A 23,745-nucleotide genomic window follows, 5' to 3' on the forward strand; every position below is an offset into this window, starting at 1 on the left:
GCGGGCAAAGGGGACGAATATGCCGTTATCCCCACCGAAAGGCCGGTTCGCGTGCAGCCCCGTCTCAGCGTCGTCGTACCCATCTACAACGTCGAGGAGTTTCTGGAGGAGTGCCTGGAGTCGATCGCCGGGCAGACCATGGACGGACCAGGCCTGCTGGGCGGCCCCGAGGCGCGCGGCGGCCTGGAGTGCATCCTCGTCGACGACGGCTCGACGGACGGCAGCCCCCGCATCGCCCGCGAGTTCGCCGCCAGGGACCCCCGCTTCGTCTACGTCCGCCAGCGCAACGCCGGACTGAGCGCCGCCCGCAACACCGGGGTGCGCAAGGCGTCCCCGACTGCCGAGTTCCTCACCTTCGTCGACAGTGACGACGTCGTGCCGCACGACGCGTACGGACGGATGATCGCGAGCCTGGACGCCACCGGGTCCGACTTCGCGAGCGGCAATGTCTGGCGGCTCACCGAGCGCGGGCGCTCGCAGGCCTGGCAGTACAAGTGGCTGACCGAGGCGCGCACGAGCACCCACATCTCCGAGGACCTGGACCTGCTCTCCGACCGCGTGGCCTGGAACAAGGTGTTCCGCCGCGCCTTCTGGGACCGGCACCGCTTCACCTTCCCCGAGGGCAAGCTCTACGAGGACACCCCCGTGATGATCCCGGCGCACTTCCTCGCCGGATCCGTGGACGTACTCAGCGACCACGTCTACTACTGGCGGGTCCGCGAGGGCTCCATCACCCGGCGCCGCACCGACGTCAAGGGCGTCCGCGACCGGATCGCGGCATGCGCGCACGTCAGCGGGTTCCTCGCCCGGCACGCGCCGGAGATGAAGAAGACGTACGACGCGTCCTGTCTGCGCGACGACTTCGTGTACTTCCTGGAGGGGCTGCCGATGGGCGGCCCCGAGTACCGTTCGGCGTTCCTCACGGACACGGCCGCTTTCCTGCGCCGCGCCGACCCGGACGTGCTCGCCGGGCTCCCCGTCGACCTGCGCGTCAAGTGGCAGCTCGTCCGCGAGTCGCGCACCGCCGAACTGATCGAGCTGCTCGCCTTCGAGCGGGCCAACGGCACGGCCTTCCACGTGCGCGGGAAGGTGCGGCGCAGCGCCGTCTACCCCGGGGTCGGTCCCCTGCCCGACAAGGTGGCGCGCCTCGGCCGGGGCGAACTCCCCGTCGTGGCACGCGTGAGCGAGGCGCGGTGGGACGCCGAGGGAAAGCTGCGGATCAGCGGATACGCGTACGTCCGCAACCTGGAGGCGACCCGCCCCGGGCACTCCGTGAAGGCGGGCCTGCTCAAGTCCGCGCACAGCAGGCGCCAGATCCGCCGCGTGCCGACGCGGACGGTCACCGCGCCGGAGGCCACCGAGAAGTCCCGGCAGCGGCTGCACTGCTACGACCTGTCCGGCTTCGAGATGACCGTCGACCCCGAACAGCTCAGGACCGGCGGGCGCTGGCGGCCGGGGAACTGGCTGTTCGGCGTGGTCGTCGCGGGCCACGGCACGGTGCGGCGGGCGGCCGTGCGGTCCTCGGAGGGCGCCTCCGCGCAGTCCCTGGCGCGGGAGCTCGGCGACGGGCTCCGGCTCGTCCTCGGCTTCAGCAAGGGTCGGCTCGTGCTGCGGATCCAGGAGTACGCGGCGCGCGTGGACGCCCACCGGCGCGACGGGGACCACGTGGTGCTGACGGGCACCCTGGCGGGAGGTCCGCGGCCCGCCGCGCTCCGCCTCACCCACGCGCCCACGCGGACGGACCTCGACTGCCCGGTGCGCGTCACCGGTGACCGCTTCGACGTACGCGTCCGGCTCGCCGACCTGGAGAGCGTGCCGCCCACCCCGCACCTGGCGCCCAAGGAGGTCGAGCCGCCGCACGGCGAGCGCTGGCAGGCCAACCTCGTCCTGCCCGACGGCACCCTGAAGCCGCTGGCCGCCACCCTCGACCTGCCTCCGGGCCGGTACGCGTCCGGCGCTGGCCGCGAGCTGTGCGCCACCGCCAACGACCAGGGCCGCCTCGTCGTCGAACTGACCCGCAGGCCGATCGCCGACCGCGTCGCATGGGGGCCGGACGACACGCTGACCGTGGAGGGCTCACTGGCCGCGACCGGCTGGCACGAGCCCGAGCTTGTCCTGCGGCACAGCGGCCGCGACGAGGAGCTGACGGTACCGGCCGAGCACGACGGCGACCGCTTCCGCGCGGTGGTCGCGCCGGGCGGCGGGGTGCTGCGCGAGGGCCGGTGGTACGCGTTCCTGCGCGACGGCACGGGGGCGGGCGGCTCCTCCGAAGAGGCCGCCGAGGGGGCGGCCGAGGACGGGATGCCCGTGCGGCTGCTGGCCTCCGCGTCCGTCACGCTGCCCCTCCACCACACCGCCCAGGGGCGGGAGTTCACCGTCGACCGGCGGTTCGGTGACCGGCTGCTCGTCGAGGCGGGCTCGGTCCTCTCGCGGTCCGAACGCGGCGCGTACCGGCGGCACCGGCTCCGCACCGTCCACTACCCGAGCCGCCGCAGGCTGCCGCTCACCGACGCCGTCCTGTACTTCGACGGGGACTCGCCGCGCGCCGTCCACGAGGAGCTGGTGCGGCGCGGCGCCGACGTCGAACACCTGTGGGTCACGCACGACCAGCAGACCCGCGTCCCGGCCGGCGCCAAGGGCGTCGAGGAGCACAGCGCCGACTGGTACGAGGCGCTGGCGCGCTGCCGCCGCATCGTCACCGCGGGCCACCTGCCGGACTTCTTCGAGCGCCGCCAGGGCCAGACCGTCGTCCAGACCTGGCACGGCGCCCCGCTCAAGCGGATCGGCACCGACCTGACCGACACCCTCTACGCCGACCACGCCCACCTCGACGCGCTGCCGAAGCTGTCCCGCCAGTGGGACGTGCTCGTCTCGCCGAACCGGTTCTCCACCCCGCACCTGGGCCGCGCCCTCGCCTACGACGGCGAGATCCTGGAGGCGGGCTCGCCCCGCAACGACGTGCTGTTCGGCGACGACCGGCAGAAGGTCGCCGAGCGGGTCCGCCGCGAGCTCGGCATCGCCCCGGACAAGCGCGTCGTGCTGTACGCGCCGACGTACCGGGACCACCTCGCGTACTCCCCCGGCCGGTTCCGCTACGAACCCGCGCTGGACTTCCGCGCGGCCGAGTCCGTGCTCGGCGACGACCACGTGCTGCTCGTCCGCAAGCACCCGCTGACGGCGGGCCGGCTGCCGGGCGCCCGCGCCCCCTTCGTACGCGACGTGTCCGCGCATCCGCGGGCCGCCGAACTCCTGCTGCTCGCCGACGTGCTGGTGACGGACTACTCCTCGCTGATGTTCGACTTCGCGCACACCGGGCGCCCGATGCTGTTCCACGCGTACGACCTGGAGCACTACCGCGACACGGTGCGCGGCTTCTACCTCGACTTCGAGACCCGCGCCCCGGGCCCGCTGCTCGCCTCCACCGGCGAGGTCGTCGAGGCGCTGCGCGACCTGGACGCGATCTCGGCCCGGCACGCGGAGGCGTACGCGGCGTTCCGCGAGGCCTACTGCGACCTGGACGACGGGCGGGCCGCGGCCCGTGTCGCGGAGAGGCTCATGCGGTGAGCGGGGCGCTGCTGACCCGCAGGGCCTGCCACGGCGCGACGGCGCTGGGCGGCGGCCGGCGCCGGCGCCCGAGCCCCTACGTGGTCGTCGGCGGGCTGTTCTGGGTGGTGATGTCGCTGGCGTTCTGGCGGGTCCCGATGTGCTGCGACTTCGGCCAGCACGCGGCCGTCGTCGAACGCCTGAAGGACAACCTCCTCCACCCGGCGCATCCGATGGCGGACCTGCCGGGCCACGGCAGCGCGTACTACTCGCCGTACGCCGTCGCGCAGGGCGCGTTCGCCAGGGCCACGGGGCTCGCGGGCTGGGAGGTCGTCAAGCTCGCCGGCCCGCTGAACCTCCTCGTCCTGCTCACCGGCATCGGCCGCTTCGTCCGCGTCCTGACGCCCCGCCCGTGGGCGCCGGTCCTCGCGCTGTTCGCGATGGTGCTGCTGTGGGGCACACGGATGGCGTGGTGGAGCGGCTATCTGGGCCTGATGTCGATGACGGGGAACCTCGGCTACCCGTCGACGTTCGCGATCGGCCTGACGTTCTGGGCGTGGGCCTGGGCCGGCACCCTCGTCCACCGCGCGGGGCGCTCCTGGTGGCCGTACGCCGGGCTCGGTGTCCTGTGCGGGCTGATCCTGCTGATCCACCCCATCTCTTCGGTGGCGGCGGTGATCGGCGTCGTCGCGTTCGCCGCGTCGGGGCGCACGGTGGGGGGCCCGGCGTGGCACCGGGCGTGGCACTGGGCGGCAACCGCCGTGGTCGCGGCGGTTGTTGCGGCGGTCTGGCCGTACTACAGCGTCTTCTCCCTCGTCGGTGACGAGTCCGTCGACTGGATCCACCGCCAGCTCTACACGGAGATGCCCCAGCGCTTCTGGCTGGCGCTGCTCGGCCTGCCCGCGCTGTGGCTCCGCTTCCGCAGGGACCGCAGGGACCCCTTGGTCCTCATGTTCGCCCTGGACTGCGCGGTCGTCGCGTACGGCTGGGTCAGTGGTCACTACACGTACGGCCGCATCCTCGGCCTGACCCTGGTGCCCCTCCAGTTCGCCCTGGCCATCGAGCTCGTGGCGCCCCGCCCCTGGGGGTGGCGGCGCGGCGCGCTCGTCGGGGCCGCGGCCCTCGGCGCCTGCGTCGGCTTCTTCCAGATCCAGGCGGGCGCCGTCGTGCCGCGCGCCCTGGACCCGGTCGGCTTCGACCAGCCGCCGCGCTGGCCCGGCTACGGGTGGGCGGTCGGCCACCTGCGCAAGGGCGATGTCGTCCTGACCGACGGCTACCGCCCCACCCGCTCCGTGCCCGGCTACGGAGCCAATCTCGTCGCCCCCGCCTGGCCGGACGCCTCCCTCGACGAGGACGTGCGCCACCGCCGCCTGGCGGCCGTGCGCGCCTATCTGTCCCCGGAGTCCACGCGCGCCGAACGCGCGGCGATCGTCCGCCGCTACCAGGTGCGGTGGCTGCTGCTCTCGCCCGGCCAACGCGTCCCGCCCGAGGCGGTGGTGGTCGGCTGGAGCCGGCGCACGGGTGAGGTGCTCGCGCGGGTCGGCGGTGCGGACCAGCCACGGCGGCCCGGTGCCGACCGGGCGGCCTCACCGGCGAATGCCCACCTAATCGGATAATTACGAGAAACGCCTACCATTTCCCCTGTGGACCGCAACCTGCCTCACCCGACTGCCCAGAACACTCCTGCCACTAACCCGTCCGCCTCCTCCGCCCCCTCCGCCTCCCTCGTCTCCATCGTCGTGATCGGCTACAACGACGCGGCCCACGTCGCGGACGCGGTGCGCTCCGCGCTGGCCCAGGGGCCCGTCGTCCACGAGGTGATCGCCGTCGACGACTGCTCGACCGACGGCAGCCGCGAGATCCTGGCCGCGCTCGCCGCCGCAGACGAGCGCGTGCGGGTCGTCCGCCGCGAGACCAACAGCGGCGGCTGCGGCACCCCCCGCAACGACGGCATCGACGCCGCCGCCGCGCCCTACGTGATGTTCCTCGACAGCGACGACGTGCTGCCGCCCGGCGCGGCCGACGCCCTGCTCGCCGCCTCGCTGAAGCACGACGCGGAGGTCGCGTCGGGGCTGTGCGTGCGCCGCGAGCTGCCGTCCGGGCGCGAAGTGCCCTGGCAGCCCGAGCTCTACCCGCGGGCCCGGCTCGTCGCCCGCCCCGAGCTGCGCACCCGCCTGGTCCACGACACGCTCTGCGTCAACAAGCTCTACCGCACGGCGTTCCTGCGCGAGCACGGCATCCGCTTCCCCGAAGGCCGCTTCATCTACGAGGACTTCGTCTTCACCGCCCGGGTCCTCGCCGCCGCGCCCCGCATCGCGCTCGTCCCCGACACGGTCTACGTCTGGCACGTGCGGCGCGCCGCCGCCAAGCTGTCGATCTCCCTGGACCGCTCCGGGATCACCAACTGGCAGGCCCGCATGGAGGCGCACCGGCAGTCCGTGGAGATCCTGCGGGACGCGCGCGGCACCGGCGGCAAGCGGCTCGCGCGGGCGGCCCGCGCCAAGTTCGTCGACCACGGCCTGCGCATGTACACGCGTGAACTCACCGCGCGCGGCCCGGAGTACCAGCGCGAGTGGTGGACCCTCACGCGCGCCTACCTGGCGACGTTCGACGCCGCCGACCTCGACGCGGCGCCCGCGCCGGGCCGGGTCATCGCCCGCGTGATCCTCGCCTCCGAGCGGCCGCGCGACCTGACCCGCCTGAAGCAGGTGGCGGCACGCCCGGCCCGGCTCGCGCCGCCGTACCCGACGGCGGCCGACGGCACGCCGGTCTGGGCGGCGGACCTGCCCCAGGTCACCCTGGAGCACCTGCTCGTACGCCCCATGCGGCTGCTGCCCGTCGCGATCGACGGTGAGCTGCGGCCCGGCGCGGGCGGTTCGCGGCTGACGCTGCGGCTGCACGAGCTGTACGGGCGCGTGGCCGGCGCGGGCCCGGCCACGGTCGACGTCGAGCTGGCCCACCGGCACGACGGGCGGCCCGGGCTGCGCCGGACGGCGGCGTTCGGCCCCGAGCGGGCCGACGGGACGTGGGCCGCCACCGTCCTGCTCGACCTCGGCTCGCTGGCCGACGGCGTGTGGGACCTGCGCCTGCGGCTCCACTTCGACGACGGCACGACGCGCGACACGACCGCGCACGCCGTCGCCGGGCCCGGGCTGCTGCGCCGCACGGTGGTGCCGAGCCGGCGGCGCGGGGTGCTGCTCGTCCAGCCGTACGCCACGCAGGCGGGGAACCTCTCGGTGCGGCTCGCGCCCGGTGTGCGGGGCGTGGCGGGCGTCGCGAAGCGGCGTCTTGGCCGGGTGCTGCGGTCGGTCCGCAGCGCCGTGGGGCACTGACACTTACCCGACACCGCCTCTGCGACACTGCACGTCCACGCATCACACTCGCGACAAGACGGGACAAGACGACCATGACCTGGCTGATCACCGGCGGCGCCGGATACATCGGGGCGCACGTCGTCCGCGCCATGACGGAGGCGGGCGAGCGGGCCGTGGTCTACGACGACCTGTCCACCGGCGTCGCCGAGCGCCTCCCCGACGGGGTGCCGCTGGTGGTCGGCTCGGTCCTCGACGGCGAGCTGCTCACCCGCACCTTCGAGGAGCACGGGGTCACCGGCATCGTGCACCTGGCGGGCAAGAAGCAGGTCGGCGAGTCGGTCGAGCGCCCGCTGCACTACTACCGGGAGAACGTGGAGGGCCTGCGCGTCCTCCTGGACGCGGCGGTCTCCTCGGGCGTCGCCCACTTCGTCTTCTCCTCCTCCGCCTCGGTGTACGGCATGCCCGAGGTCGACCTCGTCACCGAGGAGACGCCGTGCCTGCCGATGAGCCCGTACGGCGAGACGAAGCTGGCCGGCGAGTGGCTGGTCCGCGCCGTGGGCCGCGCGCACGGGCTGACGACGGCGTCCCTGCGCTACTTCAACGTGGCGGGCGCGGCGGCTCCGGAGCTCGCCGACACCGGCGTCTTCAACCTCGTCCCGATGGTCTTCGAGAAGCTCACCGACGGGGAGGCGCCGCGCGTCTTCGGCGCGGACTATCCGACGCCCGACGGCACGTGTGTCCGCGACTACATCCACGTCGTCGACGTCGCCGAGGCCCATGTGGCGACGGCCCGCAAGCTCGCGGCGTCCGCACCCGGCACGGATTTCGTCTTCAACGTCGGGCGCGGGGAGGGTGTTTCGGTCCGCGAGATGACGGATCTGATCAACGAGGTGGCGGGCCACGACACCCGCGCCGAGGTCACCTCGCGCCGTCCCGGCGACCCGGCCCGCGTGGTGGCCTCCGCACACCGCATCGCCACGGAACTCGGCTGGTCCGCGAAGCGTGACGTCCGCGAGATGGTCGCGTCGGCGTGGGAGGGGTGGGTGCGGCTGCACCCCGGGGCCGGCCGGAACTGATCTGACCACCTCCTGAGGGACCCTCGGAGCCCATCCCTGAGGGACCCTCGGAGACCACCCCCTGAGGGAACCCCTCAGAGCGCCCGCAGCCCCGCCGCCGTAGCCGACGCCAGTCGGCTCAGGTAGCCCTTGGGGAGGTCCGCCCTGACCACCACCGATCTCCAGTAGAGCGGGCCGGAGATCAGGTCCAGGGCCAGACCCTCGTCGGCGGTCTTCTTCATCTCGCCCCGTTCCACGGCCGCCCGCACGATGCCGCTCGCCACGCCGTGCTGGCCCTCGCGCAGTGCCTTCTGCAGCGCTTCCGCGATCTCGGGGTTGCGGGCCGCCTCCGCCTGGAGGTCCGGGATGATCTGCGAGGCGACCGGGTGGCGCAGGGCGCGTGAGGTCACCTCGTAGAGCAGGCGCAGGTCGCCCTCCAGGGAACCCGTGTCGGGGGCCGGCAGGCCCTGCACCGCTATCGCCGACACCAGGTCGAGCACCAAGTGCAGCTTGGACCGCCAGCGGCGGTAGACCGCCGTCTTGCCGACGCCCGCGCGGCGGGCGATGCCCTCGATCGACATGCGCGCGTAGCCGACGGAGGCCAGTTCCTCGAAGACGGCCGCCCTGATCGCCTCGGTCACGTCCTCGCGGAGCACGGCCGCCCCGGCGGGCGCCCTGCGGCGCGGCTGTTCACCCTGTGGCCTGCTCGTGGTCATACGGCAAGCATAAAGCGTCACGACGATACGGTTGCGTTCCGACGTCGCATCGTCCTACTCTCGGCGTTGCGACGATACGGGCCCGTCCCGACGTACGCCCCAGCCTCCCCCGAGCGAAAGCGACGGACGTGAGTCAGGTCCTCGACGCAGCCCCGCCCCCCGTCACGGCCCCCCTCTCCCCCGCCGAACTGGCCGCCCTGCACGGCCTGAGCGTCAGCGGCGCCCGGCCCTCGCTGCCCGCCTATGTGCGGCAGCTGTGGCAGCGCCGGCACTTCATCACCGCCTTCGCCACCGCCAAGCTGACCGCCCAGTACAGCCAGGCCAAGCTCGGCCAGCTCTGGCAGGTGATGACCCCGCTCCTGAACGCGGCGGTCTACTACTTCATCTTCGGCGTGCTGATGAACACCAAGCACGACGTCGAGGACTACGTCCCGTTCCTCGTCACCGGGGTCTTCGTCTTCACCTTCACGCAGGCCTCGGTGATGGCGGGCACCCGCGCGATCTCCGGCAGCCTCGGGCTGGTCCGCGCCCTGCACTTCCCGCGGGCCTCGCTGCCCATCTCGTACTGCCTGCAACAGCTTCAGCAGCTGTTGTTCTCCATGGCCGCGCTGCTCGTGATCCTGCTCTGCTTCGGCGTCCCGCCCACCGCGTCCTGGCTGCTCGTGGTGCCGGTCCTCGCGCTGCAGTTCACGTTCAACACCGGTCTGGCGCTCGTCATGGCGCGGCTCGGCAGCAAGACGCCGGACATCGCGCAGCTGATGCCGTTCGTCCTGCGCACCTGGATGTACGCGTCCGGGGTGATGTGGAGCATCGACGCCGTCCTGAAGGACCAGCACCTGCCGCGCGCCGTGCAGGCCGTCCTGGAGGCCAATCCGGCCGCCGTCTACATCGACCTGATGCGGTTCGCGCTCATCGACACCTTCCGCGCGGACCAGCTCCCGCACCACGTCTGGGCGTGGGCCCTGGGGTGGGCGCTGCTCGCCGGGGTCGGCGGGTTCATCTATTTCTGGAAGGCAGAGGAGACGTACGGCCGTGGCTGAGACCGAGAACGCCCCCACCGTCATCGTGGACGCCGTCGACATCGTCTACCGCGTGCACGGCGCGGGCGCCACGGCGGGACGCGGCGCCGCGACGGCCGCGCTCGGCCGGATCCTGAAGCGGGGCGACTCCGGCGGCGTCCGCAAGGTGCACGCCGTCAGGAACGTGTCCTTCACGGCGTACAAGGGCGAGGCCATCGGCCTCATCGGCACCAATGGCTCGGGCAAGTCAACGCTGCTCAAGGCCGTCGCGGGGCTGCTTCCCGTCGAGCGCGGGCGCATCTTCACCGACGGCCAGCCCTCGCTGCTCGGCGTCAACGCCGCCCTGATGAACGACCTGACCGGCGAGCGCAACGTCCACCTCGGCGGCCTCGCGATGGGCATGACCCGCGAGCAGGTCAAGGAGCGCTACCAGGAGATCGTCGACTTCTCCGGGATCCAGGAGAAGGGCGACTTCATCACCCTGCCCATGCGGACGTATTCGTCGGGCATGGCAGCCCGCCTGCGCTTCTCCATCGGCTCCGCCAAGGACCACGACGTGCTCCTCATCGACGAGGCCCTGGCCACCGGTGACCGCTCCTTCCAGAAGCGCTCCGAGGCCCGCATCCGCGAGCTGCGCAAGCGCGCGGGCACGGTCTTCCTGGTCAGCCACAACAACAAGTCGATTCGCGACACCTGCGACCGCGTGCTGTGGCTGGAGCGCGGTGAGCTGCGGATGGACGGGCCCACGGAGGACGTACTGAAGGAGTACGAGCGGTTCGCGGGCGGCAAGGGCTGACCCCTGGGCCGTATCCCTTTTGTCGCATCAATACGCCCATCCTTACACTTAGGGAGCGTTTAGCAACAGAAGGAGTGCGCGTGCAGCCACGGCTGAGTGTTGTCGTCCCCGTCTACAACGTCGAGCTCTACCTCGACGAGTGCCTGGAGTCCCTGGCGGCACAGACGTTCACGGACTTCGAAGTGATCATGGTCGACGACGGGTCGACGGACGGCAGCGCGCTGATCGCGAAGGCCTTCGCGGCGGCCGATCCCCGCTTCCGGCTCATATCCCAGGAGAACAAGGGCCTGGGCGCGGCACGCAACACGGGTGTGCGGGAGATGTCGCCCGACAGCGAGTACCTCGCGTTCGTGGACAGTGACGACACCCTGCCGCCCACGGCGTACGCGCTGCTGATCGAGACGCTCGACGAGACAGGATCGGACTTCGCGGCGGGCAACGTGACCCGCTTCCGCTCCGCGGGACACGTCCAGTCGCCCGTGCACCGCGTGCCCTTCGCGGCGACCCGGCTGCGGACGCACGTGTCGAAGTTCCGCCCGCTGCTCACCGACCGCACCGCGTGGAACAAGGTCTACCGCCGCTCCTTCTGGGAGCGGCACCAGCTCGCGTACCCGGAGGCCATGCTCTACGAGGACGCGCCCGTCAGCGTCCCCGCGCACTACCTCGCCGAATCCGTGGACGTGCTCAGCGAGCCGATCTACAACTGGCGCGAGCGCGAGATCGGCGAGCGCTCCATCACGCAGAACCGCACCAACCCGCAGGGGCTCATCGACCGCGTGAAGTCGATCCGCATGGTCCGCGAGTTCATGCTCGCGCGCGTCGGCGAGGACCCGATGTACGCGGAGCACCTGCGGGTCTACGACAACAACGCGCTCGCCGAGGAGATCCCCCTCTTCTGGAAGGTGCTCCCCGGCTCCGACGCCGCCTACCAGGAGGCGTTCCTGGAGCACGTCGGCCGGCTGGTCCGCGAGATCGGCCAGGACGCGGTGCGCGCGCTGCACGTCCCGCACAAGCTGAAGCTGTACCTGACCGTGCACCGGCGCCTCGACGAGCTGATCGCGCAGCTGGAGTTCGAGAAGGAGCACCCCAGTTCGATCCCCGTCACCGGGACGCTGCACCCGAAGGCCGACTACCCCTTCCTCGACCCGACCTCCCCCGTCCCGGACGCCGTCCTCCGCCTCGACCCGGAGCTGCGGTTGCGCAGCCGCCTCGACAAGGCCGCCTGGCACGACGGCAAGCTGTGGCTGTCCGGCTGGGCGTTCCCGCGCCAGCTCGGCGCCGAGTCGCGGAGCAAGGCGCTCAAGTCGCTGATCCTGAAGGAGAAGGGCAGCCGCCGCACGGTGCTCGTGCCCGCGCGCAGCCACCTCGACCCGGAGGCGACGGTGGCGTCCGGCGCCGAGTTCCGGCACGCCGACTGGGCGGGCTTCGGCGCCCTCGTGAACCCCGCGCGGCTGCGGCACCGCGGCAAGTGGGTCGACGGGCTGTGGTACGTGCGGATCGCCGTGGCCGGCACGGGCTCGACCCCGCGGCGCGGCCCGCTCCACGGCGCGGGCACGGGGTCAGGCCAGACGCCGCCCGCGCACTGGGTCACCGAGGACGTCCGCGTCGCCCCGCAGATCCAGGACGGCGAGCTCGCCCTGCGCGTGGAGACGGCGCACGCACGCGCCCTCGAAGTCCGCGCCGAGGGCGCCGACCTCCTCGTACGCGGCATCCTGCGCACCGCCCCCGCCGGCGAGCCCCGGCTGCGCATGCGCCACCGCGAGTCCGGCACGATCCTGACGGCGCCGCTGTCCCTCGACGCCCCGAAGGACGGCCGCGTCCCGTTCACGGCCCGCGTCGACACGGGTTCCCTCACGGACATCCGCGAGAACCACGAACGCCTCCGCCCCACCCAGGCAGAACGCTCGATAGCCCGCTGGGACATGTCGATCGAGATCACCACACCTACGGCGAGCAACCTGCCCACTCCCACCGCAGGCACCCAACCCGCTCCCGCTGCGGCCGACCAGCCCGCTTCCGCTGCGGCCGACGAGGCCGCTCCCGCCACGGACGGCCAGCCCGCTCCCGCCGCCGACGGCCAGCCCGCTCCCGCTGCGGACGGCCAGGCCGCTCCCGCTGTGGGCAGGCGTTCCGCACGGCGGAACGGGTGGGCACAGCCCACGGTGCCGGGCAAGGAGACCGAGGCTCCAGTCAAGACGACCCGTCTTGCCCTCATCCTGGACGACCGGGAGGGCTTCTCGGGCGCCCAGTTCGCGCAGGGGGACACCGGCAGAACGGTCTACGCGAGGCGCAGCCCAGGCGGCTACCTCCAGTTCTGCGACCAGCCCGTCCAGCCCCTGGTGGACCACGTCTCCGTACAGCCCGACGGCACCGTCACCCTCACCGGCAGCTACCCGGCGAAGGGCACCCACGCCCTGGAGCTGGTGCTCCGCCAGACCTGGTCGGGCCACGAGTACACGTTCCCGGCGAAGGCGACCGGCGGCCGGTTCGAGGCCCGCTTCGTCCCCGCCCCCACTCACCGCTACGCCGGCGCCACCCCCCTGCGCGCCGGCTTCTGGTGGCCGTCCGTGCAGAAGCCGGACGGCTCCCGCACCGCCGTCCAGCTCGCCCCGCCCGTCCACGCGGCCCTCCCCCTGGAGGTGGAGGCGCACGGCAAGCGCGTCGAGCTGCAGGCCCGCCAGTACGACCAGCTCGCCCTGATGGCCCACTCCGAGCTGCGCCCCGACGAGCGCAGCCGCCACCGCCAGACCCGGCTGCGCACCGAGGCCTACCCGGCGGCCCGCCACGAGCCGCTGCGCGAGGCCGTCCTGTACGACGTGTTCGGCGGCCGCATGTACGGCGACTCGCCGCGCGCCATCCACGAGGAGATGGTCCGCCGCGGGCTGCCCGTCGAGCACCTGTGGGTCGTCAAGGACGGCCAGTGCGAGGTCCCTGCCACCGCGAAGCCGGTCCGCGTGCACAGCCCCGAGTACTACGAGGCGATGGCCCGCTCCCGCTACATCGTCGGCAACACGCACTTCCCGCGCTGGCTGGAGCGCCGCGAGGGCCAGCAGATCGTCCAGACCTGGCACGGCACCCCGCTGAAGCGGATCGGCTTCGACTTCGACAACGACCACTTCGCGAGCACCCAGTACCTCACGGACCTGGACCGCGAGCGCCACCAGTGGACGATGCTGCTCTCCCCCAACCGGTTCAGCACCCCGATCATGCGCAGCGCCTTCCGCTTCGGCGGCGACGTCGACGGCGAGCTCCTGGAGGCGGGCTACCCGCGCAACGACGTGCTGCTCGCCCCCGACCGCGCCGAGCGCGCCGCGAAGGTGCGCCGCGCCCTCGGCCTGCCCGAGGACAAGAAGGTCGTCCTGTACGCGCCGACGTGGCGCGAGGACAAGCAGCGCCACCGCGGCGGCTTCCTCCTCGACCTGCGCATCGACCTGGCGAAGGCGCGGCGCGAGCTGGGCGACGACCACGTCCTGCTCGTCCGGCCGCACGCGCACATCGTGGAGCCGGTGCCGGGCGCGGGCGACGGCTTCGTGTGGGACGTCGCGAGCTACCCGGACATCATGGACCTGCTCCTGATCGCCGACGTCCTCGTCACCGACTACTCCTCGGTGATGTTCGACTTCGCCGTGACGGGCCGTCCGATGCTGTTCTTCACGTACGACCTGGAGCACTACCGCGACCGCCTGCGCGGCTTCTACTTCGACTTCGAGAAGCGCGCGCCCGGACCGCTGCTGCCCACCTCCGACGAGCTGATCGCCGCGCTGCGCGACCTCGGCACGGTGAGTGAGCCGTACGCGCGGGCGTACGACGAGTTCCGCGCCGAATTCTGCGACCTGGACGACGGCGGGGCCGCGCGCCGCGTCGTCGACCGGATGCTCGCCCACCGAGGGGCGGCCACCGCATGAGCACACACGAGGGGGACCCCGCGATGCCGGACCAGCCGCAGCTGAGCGTCATCGTCCACGGCCGCAACGTCCAGGGCCATCTCGGCGCCTGCCTGGACGGCCTGACCGCGCAGGTGTCGCCCGGCGTCGAGGTGATCGTCGCCGCGGTGGGCGCCTCCGCGCAGGCCGCCGCGGCGGGCCGGACCGGCGTCACCGTCGTCCCGCTGCCCGACGGCACGGGCGACGGCGCGGCCCGCGCCGCGGGCGCCGAGCGGGCGGCGGGCCGGTGGCTGCACTTCGTGCACAGCAAGGACAGCGTGCCGACGGGCGCCCCGCGCGCCGTCGCCGACCGCACGGCCGACCTGCCGGACGGCGTGGACGTACTCGTCGTCGACCACGTCCGCTCGACGTGGCGGCACCAGGGCATGCCGAGCCCCGACGGCAAGCACCTCGCCAAGCAGGGCCGCCGCGACCTGCCCCTCGCGGACTGCCCGAACCTCCTGAAGGTCACGCCCCTGCTCGGCACCCGCGTCCTGCGCGCGGACTTCTGGCGGGCGCACCGCGACCAACTGGACGTCGACGACGAGACGTTCGCCGCGTACGCCGCGCTGCTCCTCGCCGGCCGCGCGGCGGCACTCGACCAAGTCGCCCTGAACGTACGGGAGTTGCGCACGGAGAGCCTGCCCACGGGGCGGCCCGAGGAGCGCTACGGCGTCATCGACCGCTACGAGTCGCTGCTGCGGCTCGCCACCGGCCTCGCCCTGCCGGCCGCGCCCCGCGCCGCGCTCTACGACGTGATGGTCGGCGACTGCCTGCGGATCATCGCCCGCGAGAACCTGCCGGACCCGGTGCGCAGGGAGTTCTTCCACCGCGCGTCGAAGGCGGCGGTCGCCGGGCGGCCCGCGGGCCACCAGCACCCGGGCGGCCTGGAGGGCGTGCGGCGCCGGCTCCTCGAAGAGGACGCGTACACCAAATACCGCACGTTCCAGACCGCCAACCAGCAGCGGCGCAAGCTCCGCTCGGCGGTCGTCTCGCGCAAGCACAAGGTGGGCCTCAAGGTCCGCGACCTGCGCTACCGCAGGGCCCTGGACCGCCCCGTCGACCCCCACCTCGCGGTCTTCACGGCCTACTGGGACCGCGGCGTGGCCTGCAACCCGGCGGCGATCGCCGCGAAGCTCGCCGAACTCGCCCCGCACATCCACCCGGTGTGGGTCGTCTCCGCGGCCAACGTGCCGCTGCTGCCGCCCGGCACCGACCACATCGTGCCCGGCACGCCCCGCTACTGGGAGGTGATGGCGCGCGCCAAGTACCTGGTGAACAACGTCAACTTCCCCAACGCGATCGTGAAGCGCCCCGACGCGGTCCACCTCCAGACCCACCACGGCACGCCCCTCAAGCGCATGGGTCTCGACCAGCTCGACTACCCGGCGGCGGCCAAGGGCCTCAACTTCCACAGCCTGCTCGCCCGCGTCGACAAGTGGGACTACAGCGTCTCCGCGAACGGCCACTCCACCGAGATGTGGGAGCGCGCCTACCCCTCCACCTACACGTCGCTCGACTACGGCTACCCGCGCAACGACGTCTACTACAGCGCGACGTCCGCCGACATCCGCGCGATCCGCGAGAAGCTCGGCATCGCGCCCGGCAAGCGGGCGATCCTCTACGCGCCCACCCACCGCGACTACGAAGCGGCCTGGACCCCCCGCCTTGACCTGGCGACACTCGCCGACCGCCTCGGCGAGGACACGGTGCTCCTGGTCCGCGGCCACTACTTCTACGGCGGCGCCGCCTCCCCGCTGGCGGGCCTGCGCAAGAGCGGCCGGGTCATCGACGTCTCGGCGTACGACCCGGTGGAGGAGCTGGCACTCGCGGCGGACGCGCTGATCACGGACTACTCGTCGATCATGTTCGACTACGCCAACCTCGACCGCCCCATCGTCATCTACGCCGACGACTGGGAGACGTACGCGACGACGCGCGGCGTCTACTTCGACCTCCTCGCGGAGGCCCCCGGCAAGGTGGCACGCACCCAGGAGGAGCTGACCGAGCTCCTCACCTCCGACGCCTGGCGCGACGAGGAGGCCGGCAAGGCGCGCAAGGCGTTCCGTGAGCGCTTCTGCGAGTACGACGACGGGCGCGCGGCCGAACGCGTCGTACGCCGCGTCTTCCTCGGCGAGAGCGAGGACTCCCTGCCGCCCGTCACCCCCGTCGACGAGCGCACCCCGGCACCGACGCCCGAGGAGGCGACGCGGCGATGACTCCGACTCCTGACGCAGCGATGTCCATGACTCCTGACGTGACGGTCACGGTGATCGTCTACAACGACGCGGAACGCCTCCCGCGCGCGGTCGCCTCGCTGCGCCGCCAGACGCACGCGAACATCGAGATCGTCATCAGCGACGACCACTCGACGGACGACACCCCGTCCGTCGCACGGCGCCTCGCGGCGGAGGACGACCGCATCACGTACCTCCGCCTGCCCGAGAACAGCGGCGGGTGCAGCGCGCCGCGCAACCGCGCGCTGGAGATCGCGCGCGCTCCGTTCCTGATGTTCCTGGACAGCGACGACGAACTCCCGGAGCGGGCAGTGGAGTTGCTGCTCGCCGCACACCGCGAACGGGAAGTCGACTTCGTGATGGGAGCGGTGGAGCGGGTCCGGGTCGACACGGGCCGCACCTCCACGTGGATGGCGCATCTCGTGGCCGAGCGGCGCACGGTCGAGGGCATCGAGGCGGAACCCGCCCTGTTCTTCGAGCACTTGTCGACCAGCAAGATGTACCGCCGTGAGTTCCTGGACCGGAACGGGCTGCGCTTCCCGGAGGGCATCCACTACGAGGACCAGCTGTTCTCGGCGCAGGCGTACTGCCTCGCGAAGTCCTTCACGGTGATCCCCGACCCCGTCTACCGCTGGTACATCGCCCCGTACGAGGCGGCGGAGTCGGCGTCGATCTCGAACCAGCGCCACAAGCTGTCGAACGTCCGCGACCGTGTCCACGTCCAGCGCCTGATAGACGAGTTCATGGAGACGAGCGGCCACTCGGCGGCCCTCCGGGAGGCCAAGGACTACAAGTTCCTCAAGCACGACTTCCGGATGTACGCGGGTGACCTCCCCTATCGGGACGAGGAGTGGCTGGCGGGCTTCGCGTCCATCGTGAACCCGTACCTGGCGGAACTGTCTCCGGGCGCTTACGCCCGCCTCCCCCGCGCCGAACGGGTCGTCCTCCGACTGGTCCGCGACGGCCGGCTGCCGGAGGCGCAGCTCGCGGCGCGCGGCCTGGGCCACGGGGTGGCGCCGCGCGAGACGGCGGCGGACTCCGCCGGCCGCGTCTACTGGGGCCCGTACGTCCCCGAGTCGGAGGGGTCCCGCGCCGAACTCGACCTGACGGACCAGGGCCTGGATTCCCGACCCTTCCCGAGCGCGCAGTTCCGCCACGAGATCACGCGCGTGGAGCGCGGGCCCGGTGCCTCCGTCGACCTCTCCGTCCGCACGTACGACCCGGGCCTGCGCCTGCCGGTCGGCCCCCAGGTGGCCACGCTCCTGCTGGCCCCCGGCCGCCGCCGCATGAAGACACCCTTCCGGCTGGACCCGGTCCGCCCCGGCGTCTTCGAGGGAACGGTACGCCTGGACCTGACGGCGGCCCCCCTCCCTCTGAACGGCTTCGAGGGCACCCGCCACCCGGTCCTCCAGCTGACGGCCGGGACACTCCGCAACACGTCCCTGCTCCTGGCCCCTCTCACCTTCCCGACCCTCAGGGCCCGCGTGGACTACCGGGGCGGGGCGCTGCCCCACGAGGTCACGGTGGAACCGGAGGGGCGGGCTTCGGGGCGCCTCCAGCTCCGCTGGACCCCGGTGGGCGTCACGTCGAAGGTCATACGCCCGCTGGCCCGCAAGGCAGGCGCGAAGGCCGGCGCCCGGCTCCGCAGGGCGGCCCACCTGGCCGGCACCCTGACCCGCTGACCCGTCGCGGCACCCCCCTCACGCCCCCGGGGGGAGGCGGCCCACCTCAACGCCACCCCACAGGCCCCGCCCCCTCCCCACCCACCCGCCCCCACCTACCCGTGGCGTGCCACGTCGCCCTGAGCGAACCCACCCGTCCCCGCACCGCCCAGCACCGGACACCCCCAAAGCAACGCCACACACCCCTGAAGGCCCCCTCCCCACCCACCCGCCCTCACCACTCCGTGGCGGGGCTGCCCCCAGCCATGAGGCCGTAACAGAGCCACCCCCAAGCCGCGACGACCGAGGCAGGGTTCCCTCACGCCGTGGGGACGAGGGCGGGGCTCCCCTCTCAAGCCACGGCGGGACTGCCCAGCCATGACGGCCGGGCGGTGCCGCCTCACGCCGTGCCGGCCGGGGGCAGCACCCCCCCCCACAGCGCGACGACCGCGGCAGGCCCCTTCACGCCGCGACAACCGAGGCAGGGGTCCCCTCACGCCGCGACGGCCGTGACAGAACTGCCCCCGCGCCGCCACGGCCGAGGCGCCGCTCCCCCCCACCGCGACGGGGCAGGCCAACCACCCCATTGGCCCCCTCCCACCCCGCGACGGCCCCACGGCCAAGGAGCGCACCCGCCCACGCCAGGGCAGGCGAGGCGAGACCAGGCCAGGCAAGGCAAGGTCAAGCCACGGCACGTGATTTGCTGCGCATGCCGTGCGGCAGCGAAGTCGCCGCGGACGAACCGGGCACCCAGGAGGACACCGTGAGCGACAGCGACAGCACGTGGGTCAGTACCTCGATGCCGTATCTCAAGCCCCGTGCGGAGGGGCAGTCCGACGCCTGGGGCGAGGAGGCCGCCGCACGCGGAGGCAAGGGCACCCAGCGAATCACCCACGCGGGCGAGGTCCCAGCCCCGGACGACGTGGCCGAGCTGCTCGGGCTGACCACCGGAGACCCGGTCATCGTCCGCCGCCGCATCATCGAACTCGACGGCGCAACCTGCGAACTGACGGACACCTACTACCCCGTCGACATCGCCCGCGGCACACCCCTCGCCGAGACCGGCAAGATCCGCGGCGGAGCCGTGACCCTCCTCGCCGCCCTCGGTCACGTCGGCGTACGCGTCCGCGAGGACGTGACCGCCCGTATGCCCGACGCCGACGAACGCGAAGCCCTGCGCCTGGGTCCGGACGAACCGGTCCTCCGGCTGAGCCGAGTGACGCTGGACGCCCGAGGAAACCCACTCCAGGCCGACCTGATGCTCATGCCCGCACACCGCCAACAGCTCCGCTACGAGATCAGGATCGGGTGACAGCGCCCCACACGGGCGGGCTCAACCCCGCACCACCTCGTACAGCACCTGCCCCTTGGGCCCGACCCCCGCCCGGCGGAGGGCGGGGTCGCCCGCCCCCAAGCCCCCGTCCCCCGGGTACTGCACGATCCAGCGCACCCCGTAACGGTGCAGAACAGCCAGCCTCCCCGCACGGGACGTACCCGGTGCGAAGTAGTCCCGTACCGCGGCCAACCGCTCCTCCTGGTCCGGCAGGAAGAAGTCCGGGTAGCCGGGGGCGACCGTGTAGGGGCCGTACGCCGGGATCTGGCGGGAGGGAAACGTCTTCGCCAGCACCACGTCGCCGTACTTCACCTGCGGCGCCAGCCAGTCGTAACCCGTCCACGGGGCCTTGTACTTGGCGGCCACCGGGCCGGGCAGGGCACCCTTCGGCACCACATATCCCAGCGTCCCCGCCTGCGTCCACGCCCCGGCGAGCAGCGCCACCCCCAGCACCCCCGCGAAGACGCGCCGCACGCCCGTCCGTCCCGCCTCGAAGACCTCCAGCGCCGCCGCCACCTGCGCCGGGATCAGGGCCGCCGGCAACACCCTGCCCCACGAGTAGTGGCCGGTCAGGCCGCCCGCCGCGAACATCGCCGCGCCGAGGAGGAAGAACAGGACCAGCGGGTCCCGGCGATCCCGTCTCAGGCGCAGCGCCAGCGCGGCCACGCCCAGCAGGGCGAGACCGAAGTGCGGCAGCAGGTTCCGGTAGAGCGAGCGGTGGATCTCCTCAAGACCGCCCACTCCGAAGAGGTCGAAGAAGGAGTAGTAGGGCCAGATCGCCAGCGCCACGAGCCCCACGCCCAAGCCACCGGCCAGCCGCGCCAGCACCGCCCGCGTCGGCCACGGCCGGGCCCCGAGCACCATCGCCAGCGCCCCGAACGACGCGACCACACCCGTGAACTGGTGACTCAGCAACGTCACCGCCCACAGCGCCCCGAGGCCAAGAAAGGCCGACCACCCCGCCCCGTCCCCGCGCAGAGCCTTCCGCAGCAGCGCCCACAAGTGGAAGGAGAGCCCGAGCGCGAACGTACTCGGGTAGGAGACCGTCAGGGCCAGGGAGTTCAGGCCGAGGAAACCGCTCCAGTTGAAGAGCCCCGGACCCCAGAGCAGGAGCAGGCAGAGCAGGGCCAGGGCCGGCGCGCCCCGCCGGGCGCTCAGCGTGCGTACGAAGTGCCGAACCCCCGTGACCAGCAGAGCAAGCCCCACCAGCGCGGCCACCCTCAGCACCACGAACGTGCCGAGCCCCGTCGCCTTGGCCAGGCAGCCGAGCAGCAGCATCCAGGGCGAGTAGTACGGGCTCGGGGTGTCGGCGTCGACCAGCGGGTTGCCCGGGTCGGCCAGGTCGTGGCGCAGGCGTTCGACGGTCGCCGCGTGGATGCCCAGGTCGCCCGCCCAGGGCAGGCGCACGATCACGAGGAGCAGCAGGGCAAGGACGAGGAGCGCCGCTCCCCGGACGCACCCTCTGACCGCTCCCTGGACGCCCCCTCTGGCCGCTCCCCGTATGACCCCCTTAGTGGCGACGCGCATCGTGCTGGAAGACCCACGTCCGGTAGACCAGGAAGCGGAACGCCGAGGCGAGGACGATCGACAGGGCCTTGGCGATGTTCGAGCCGAGCGGCCCGCTCATGCCCGCCCCGTGGTACGCCGCGTAGAACAGGACGCTCTCCATCACCACGCCGATCCCGCTGAACGCGAAGAAGAGCGCGATCTGCCGCTTGGTGCGCGAGGCACGGTCGCGGTAGGCGAAGAAGCGGAAGCCGAGGTAGTTCGTGCCCATGGCGACGCAGCTGGCCAGCACCGTCGCCGTCATCGCGCCCGAGGCGGCGAAGCCGTGCAGGAGGAGGTTGAAGACGACGAGGTTCACGGCGACACCGCTGCCGCCGACCACACCGAACTTCACGACCTCCAGGACCAGCCCGCGCAGCCGCGCGAGGGTGGACGGAGCGGCGGGGGACGGCGCGGGGGCGGCCGGCCCCACAGTGGTCGCGGCGGACGGGGCTTCCGTCAGAGTGGAGGCGGGGGCCGTCATCCGCGCACCCCCGTGCCCCGTCCGCCCGCTCTCCCGTCGAGCCGCAGCTTCCACGGCATGACGACCGACTCCAGCTGCACCATCAGGTTCATCTTCGACTCGCCGACCGTGCGGTCCTCGAAGTGGATCGGCACCTCCATGACGCCGTAGCCGCGGCGCAGCGCCCGGTACTTCATCTCGACCTGGAAGCTGTAGCCCGCGCTGTTCACGGAGGCGAGGTCGATGGCGCGCAGGGCGTCGGCGCGCCACAGGTTGAAGCCGCCGGTGATGTCGCGGACGCGAGTGCCGAGGATGGTGCCCGCGTACGCGTTGGCCCAGCGGGAGAGCAGTTTGCGGTGGGCGCCCCACGCGTCGGAGAGCGTGCCGCCCTGGACGTACCGGCTGCCGACGACGACGCCCGCGTCCGTGGCGAGGGCGACGCCGAGGAGTTCGGCGGCCTTCTCCACGGGGTGGCTGCCGTCGGCGTCCATCTGGAGGACGTAGTGCGCGCCCTCGGCGACGGCCCGCGCCATGCCCGCCGCATAGGCGCGGCCGAGGCCGTCCTTCTCGGTGCGGTGCAGGACGCTCATGCGGGCACTGCCGTACCGCTCGGCGAAGCGTTCGGCGATGTCGCCGGTGCCGTCCGGGCTGGAGTCGTCGACGACGAGGAGGCGCAGGCCGGGCAGCGGGAGCGCCATCAGGGCCTCGGCCATGCCGGGCAGACTGCCCGCTTCGTTGTACGTCGGCATGACGACGGTCAGCGGCGTCGCGGCCCACGCCTCGGGCAGCCGGGCGGCGAGGCTCTCGGAGAGCTGCCCCGAGCCGTGCTCCAAGGCACCGCGCTCCGAGCCGTGCTCCACGGCACCGCGCCCCGAGCCGTGCTCCGGCATGTCCTGGGGGAGGTTCACTGTCACTGCTCAAGCCCTTCGATGGTCGGCGATGCGTGGGGGACGTCCGGCGAGAAGCGGAGCGCCGCGTCGGGCAGCACCGCCTCGCACCACACCCGCGCCCCGGTCCGCAGTTCGTTGTCGGCCCCCACGCGCGCGCCGTCCCCGACGACCGCGCCTTCCAGGACGGTGCGGCGCCCGACACGGGCCCGCACGCCGATCAGGCTCCGGCGGATGTCGGCGCCTGCCCCCACCTCCGCCCCGTCGAGCACGACCGAGCCGTGCACGACCGCTCCCGCCCCGATGCGGGCCCCGGCGCCGACGACGGTGCCCGCGGCGAGGCCGGCGTCCGGCGCGACGTGGGCGCCGGGCAGGACGAGCGCCTCGCCCCGCTCCCCCGGCAGGGCGGGCGAGTGGATGACGCCGCGTACGAGATCGGCGGAGGCCTGGACGAGCGCTTCGGGGCGGCCGAGGTCCAGCCAGTAGGCGTCCTCGACCAGGCCGTGCAGATACGCGCCCGAGGCGAGCAGTCCCGGAAACGTCTCCCGCTCCACGGAGACGGCGCGTCCCCCGGGGATCGCGTCGATGACGGACCGCCGGAACACGTAGGCGCCCGCGTTGATCTGGTCGGTGACGATCTCCTCGGGCGTCCGCGGCTTCTCGGTGAAGGCGAGCACGCGCCCGTCGGCGTCCGTCGGCACGAGTCCGAAGGCCCGGGGGTCGTCGACGCGGGCGAGGTGGAGCGTGACGTCGGCGCCGCGCTCCCGGTGGGCCGCGACGAGGCCGCGGATGTCGACGCCGCTGAGGATGTCGCCATTGAGGACAAGGACGGGCTCGTCGCTGCCGGACCGCAGGCGCCGCCCGGCGTGGCGGATGGCGCCGCCGGTGCCGAGGGGCGCGTCCTCGACGGCGTACTCCAGTTCCAGGCCGTACGCCGCCCCGTCCCCGAAGTACGGTTCGAAGACCTCCGCGAGATGGCAGGTGGCCAGCACGACGTGGTCGACGCCGGCGGCCGCGAGGCGGGCGAGCTGGTGCGCGAGGAACGGGACCCCGGCCGCCGGGACCATCGGCTTCGGCGTATGGACCGTGACCGGCCGCAGCCGGGTGCCCTGCCCGCCGGCCAGCAGAATGGCTTCCGTCATCGCCTCGCTCGCGACCTTCCCTGCGCATCGGATCTCGTACCGCCATCAGACAATCTCACCCACCTTAGACCGAATGTCTGAATTGATGGGGTATGGCGAGGCATGGCGAAT

At 72.8% G+C, this 23,745-nt stretch carries 15 protein-coding genes; 10 read left to right on the forward strand and 5 right to left on the reverse strand.

From position 1 onward, the window contains the following. Nucleotides 1-51: 51 nt before the first annotated feature. The 4 genes from ACZ7LU_RS36935 (at nt 52) to galE (ending at nt 7,933) form a co-directional block, all read left to right on the forward strand. Nucleotides 52-3,564, forward strand: coding sequence for a bifunctional glycosyltransferase/CDP-glycerol:glycerophosphate glycerophosphotransferase (locus ACZ7LU_RS36935; RefSeq protein ID WP_471919245.1), 3,513 nt, complete (start codon nt 52-54; stop codon nt 3,562-3,564). Beyond that, nucleotides 3,561-5,159, forward strand: coding sequence for a hypothetical protein (locus ACZ7LU_RS36940; RefSeq protein WP_471919246.1), 1,599 nt, complete (start codon nt 3,561-3,563; stop codon nt 5,157-5,159). The genes ACZ7LU_RS36935 and ACZ7LU_RS36940 overlap by 4 nt, the downstream gene beginning before the upstream one ends. Nucleotides 5,160-5,282: 123 nt before the next feature. After that, a complete protein-coding gene (locus ACZ7LU_RS36945; RefSeq protein ID WP_471919290.1) occupies nt 5,283-6,875 on the forward strand; it encodes a glycosyltransferase family 2 protein in 1,593 nt (530 codons plus the stop codon). Between the two features lie 74 nt (nt 6,876-6,949). Then, nucleotides 6,950-7,933 (forward strand): UDP-glucose 4-epimerase GalE, encoded by a 984-nt coding sequence (gene galE / locus ACZ7LU_RS36950; RefSeq protein ID WP_471919247.1) that lies wholly within the window; start codon nt 6,950-6,952, stop codon nt 7,931-7,933. A gap of 74 nt (nt 7,934-8,007) precedes the next feature. Here the strand turns inward: galE and ACZ7LU_RS36955 are convergent, their stop codons facing one another. Further along, on the reverse strand, nt 8,008-8,628 hold the full coding sequence (locus ACZ7LU_RS36955) for a TetR/AcrR family transcriptional regulator (protein ID WP_398298377.1): 621 nt from the start codon (nt 8,626-8,628) through the stop codon (nt 8,008-8,010). A 128-nt stretch (nt 8,629-8,756) separates the two neighbouring features. On the opposite strand from ACZ7LU_RS36955, the gene ACZ7LU_RS36960 reads away from it, so the two are divergent. The 6 genes from ACZ7LU_RS36960 (at nt 8,757) to ACZ7LU_RS36985 (ending at nt 19,576) form a co-directional block, all read left to right on the forward strand. Beyond that, a complete protein-coding gene (locus tag ACZ7LU_RS36960) occupies nt 8,757-9,668 on the forward strand; it encodes an ABC transporter permease (protein WP_471919248.1) in 912 nt (303 codons plus the stop codon). Beyond that, nucleotides 9,661-10,443, forward strand: coding sequence for an ABC transporter ATP-binding protein (locus ACZ7LU_RS36965; protein ID WP_468082620.1), 783 nt, complete (start codon nt 9,661-9,663; stop codon nt 10,441-10,443). The genes ACZ7LU_RS36960 and ACZ7LU_RS36965 overlap by 8 nt, the downstream gene beginning before the upstream one ends. An 80-nt stretch (nt 10,444-10,523) precedes the next feature. Further along, nucleotides 10,524-14,348, forward strand: a complete 3,825-nt coding sequence (locus tag ACZ7LU_RS36970) for a bifunctional glycosyltransferase/CDP-glycerol:glycerophosphate glycerophosphotransferase (protein ID WP_471919249.1) — start codon at nt 10,524-10,526, stop codon at nt 14,346-14,348. Beyond that, a complete protein-coding gene (locus ACZ7LU_RS36975; RefSeq protein ID WP_471919250.1) occupies nt 14,345-16,585 on the forward strand; it encodes a CDP-glycerol glycerophosphotransferase family protein in 2,241 nt (746 codons plus the stop codon). Before ACZ7LU_RS36970 ends, ACZ7LU_RS36975 begins: the two co-directional genes overlap by 4 nt. Beyond that, the gene (locus ACZ7LU_RS36980) at nt 16,582-18,285 is read left to right on the forward strand and encodes a glycosyltransferase family 2 protein (protein ID WP_471919251.1); all 1,704 of its coding nucleotides are present in this window, start codon (nt 16,582-16,584) and stop codon (nt 18,283-18,285) included. Before ACZ7LU_RS36975 ends, ACZ7LU_RS36980 begins: the two co-directional genes overlap by 4 nt. Before the next feature lie 778 nt (nt 18,286-19,063). After that, on the forward strand, nt 19,064-19,576 hold the full coding sequence (locus tag ACZ7LU_RS36985; protein WP_471919291.1) for a GntR family transcriptional regulator: 513 nt from the start codon (nt 19,064-19,066) through the stop codon (nt 19,574-19,576). Between the two features lie 21 nt (nt 19,577-19,597). Here ACZ7LU_RS36985 and ACZ7LU_RS36990 read toward each other — a convergent pair whose 3' ends face one another. From ACZ7LU_RS36990 to manB, 4 genes are all read right to left on the reverse strand, one after another. Beyond that, the gene (locus ACZ7LU_RS36990) at nt 19,598-21,124 is read right to left on the reverse strand and encodes a hypothetical protein (RefSeq protein WP_471919252.1); all 1,527 of its coding nucleotides are present in this window, start codon (nt 21,122-21,124) and stop codon (nt 19,598-19,600) included. Then, nucleotides 21,108-21,626, reverse strand: coding sequence for a GtrA family protein (locus ACZ7LU_RS36995; protein ID WP_471919253.1), 519 nt, complete (start codon nt 21,624-21,626; stop codon nt 21,108-21,110). Before ACZ7LU_RS36995 ends, ACZ7LU_RS36990 begins: the two co-directional genes overlap by 17 nt. Continuing rightward, a complete protein-coding gene (locus ACZ7LU_RS37000) occupies nt 21,623-22,354 on the reverse strand; it encodes a polyprenol monophosphomannose synthase (RefSeq protein ID WP_398298550.1) in 732 nt (243 codons plus the stop codon). Before ACZ7LU_RS37000 ends, ACZ7LU_RS36995 begins: the two co-directional genes overlap by 4 nt. A 161-nt stretch (nt 22,355-22,515) precedes the next feature. Beyond that, nucleotides 22,516-23,634, reverse strand: coding sequence for a mannose-1-phosphate guanylyltransferase (gene manB / locus ACZ7LU_RS37005; protein WP_471919254.1), 1,119 nt, complete (start codon nt 23,632-23,634; stop codon nt 22,516-22,518). Between the last annotated feature and the right edge of the window lie 111 nt (nt 23,635-23,745).

This window comes from Streptomyces sp. NPDC039462, assembly GCF_055639375.1.

What these genes read in the sequence shown, in the direction of transcription:
- galE (WP_471919247.1), top strand. Translation starts at nt 6,950, where the DNA reads ATGACCTGGCTGATCACCGGCGGCGCCGGATACATCGGGGCGCACGTC.
- ACZ7LU_RS36955 (WP_398298377.1), bottom strand. Translation starts at nt 8,628, where the DNA reads ATGACCACGAGCAGGCCACAGGGTGAACAGCCGCGCCGCAGGGCGCCC.
- ACZ7LU_RS36975 (WP_471919250.1), top strand. Translation starts at nt 14,345, where the DNA reads ATGAGCACACACGAGGGGGACCCCGCGATGCCGGACCAGCCGCAGCTG.
- ACZ7LU_RS36980 (WP_471919251.1), top strand. Translation starts at nt 16,582, where the DNA reads ATGACTCCGACTCCTGACGCAGCGATGTCCATGACTCCTGACGTGACG.
- ACZ7LU_RS36985 (WP_471919291.1), top strand. Translation starts at nt 19,064, where the DNA reads ATGCCGTATCTCAAGCCCCGTGCGGAGGGGCAGTCCGACGCCTGGGGC.
- ACZ7LU_RS36990 (WP_471919252.1), bottom strand. Translation starts at nt 21,124, where the DNA reads ATGCGCGTCGCCACTAAGGGGGTCATACGGGGAGCGGCCAGAGGGGGC.
- ACZ7LU_RS36995 (WP_471919253.1), bottom strand. Translation starts at nt 21,626, where the DNA reads ATGACGGCCCCCGCCTCCACTCTGACGGAAGCCCCGTCCGCCGCGACC.
- ACZ7LU_RS37000 (WP_398298550.1), bottom strand. Translation starts at nt 22,354, where the DNA reads ATGCCGACGTACAACGAAGCGGGCAGTCTGCCCGGCATGGCCGAGGCC.
- manB (WP_471919254.1), bottom strand. Translation starts at nt 23,634, where the DNA reads ATGACGGAAGCCATTCTGCTGGCCGGCGGGCAGGGCACCCGGCTGCGG.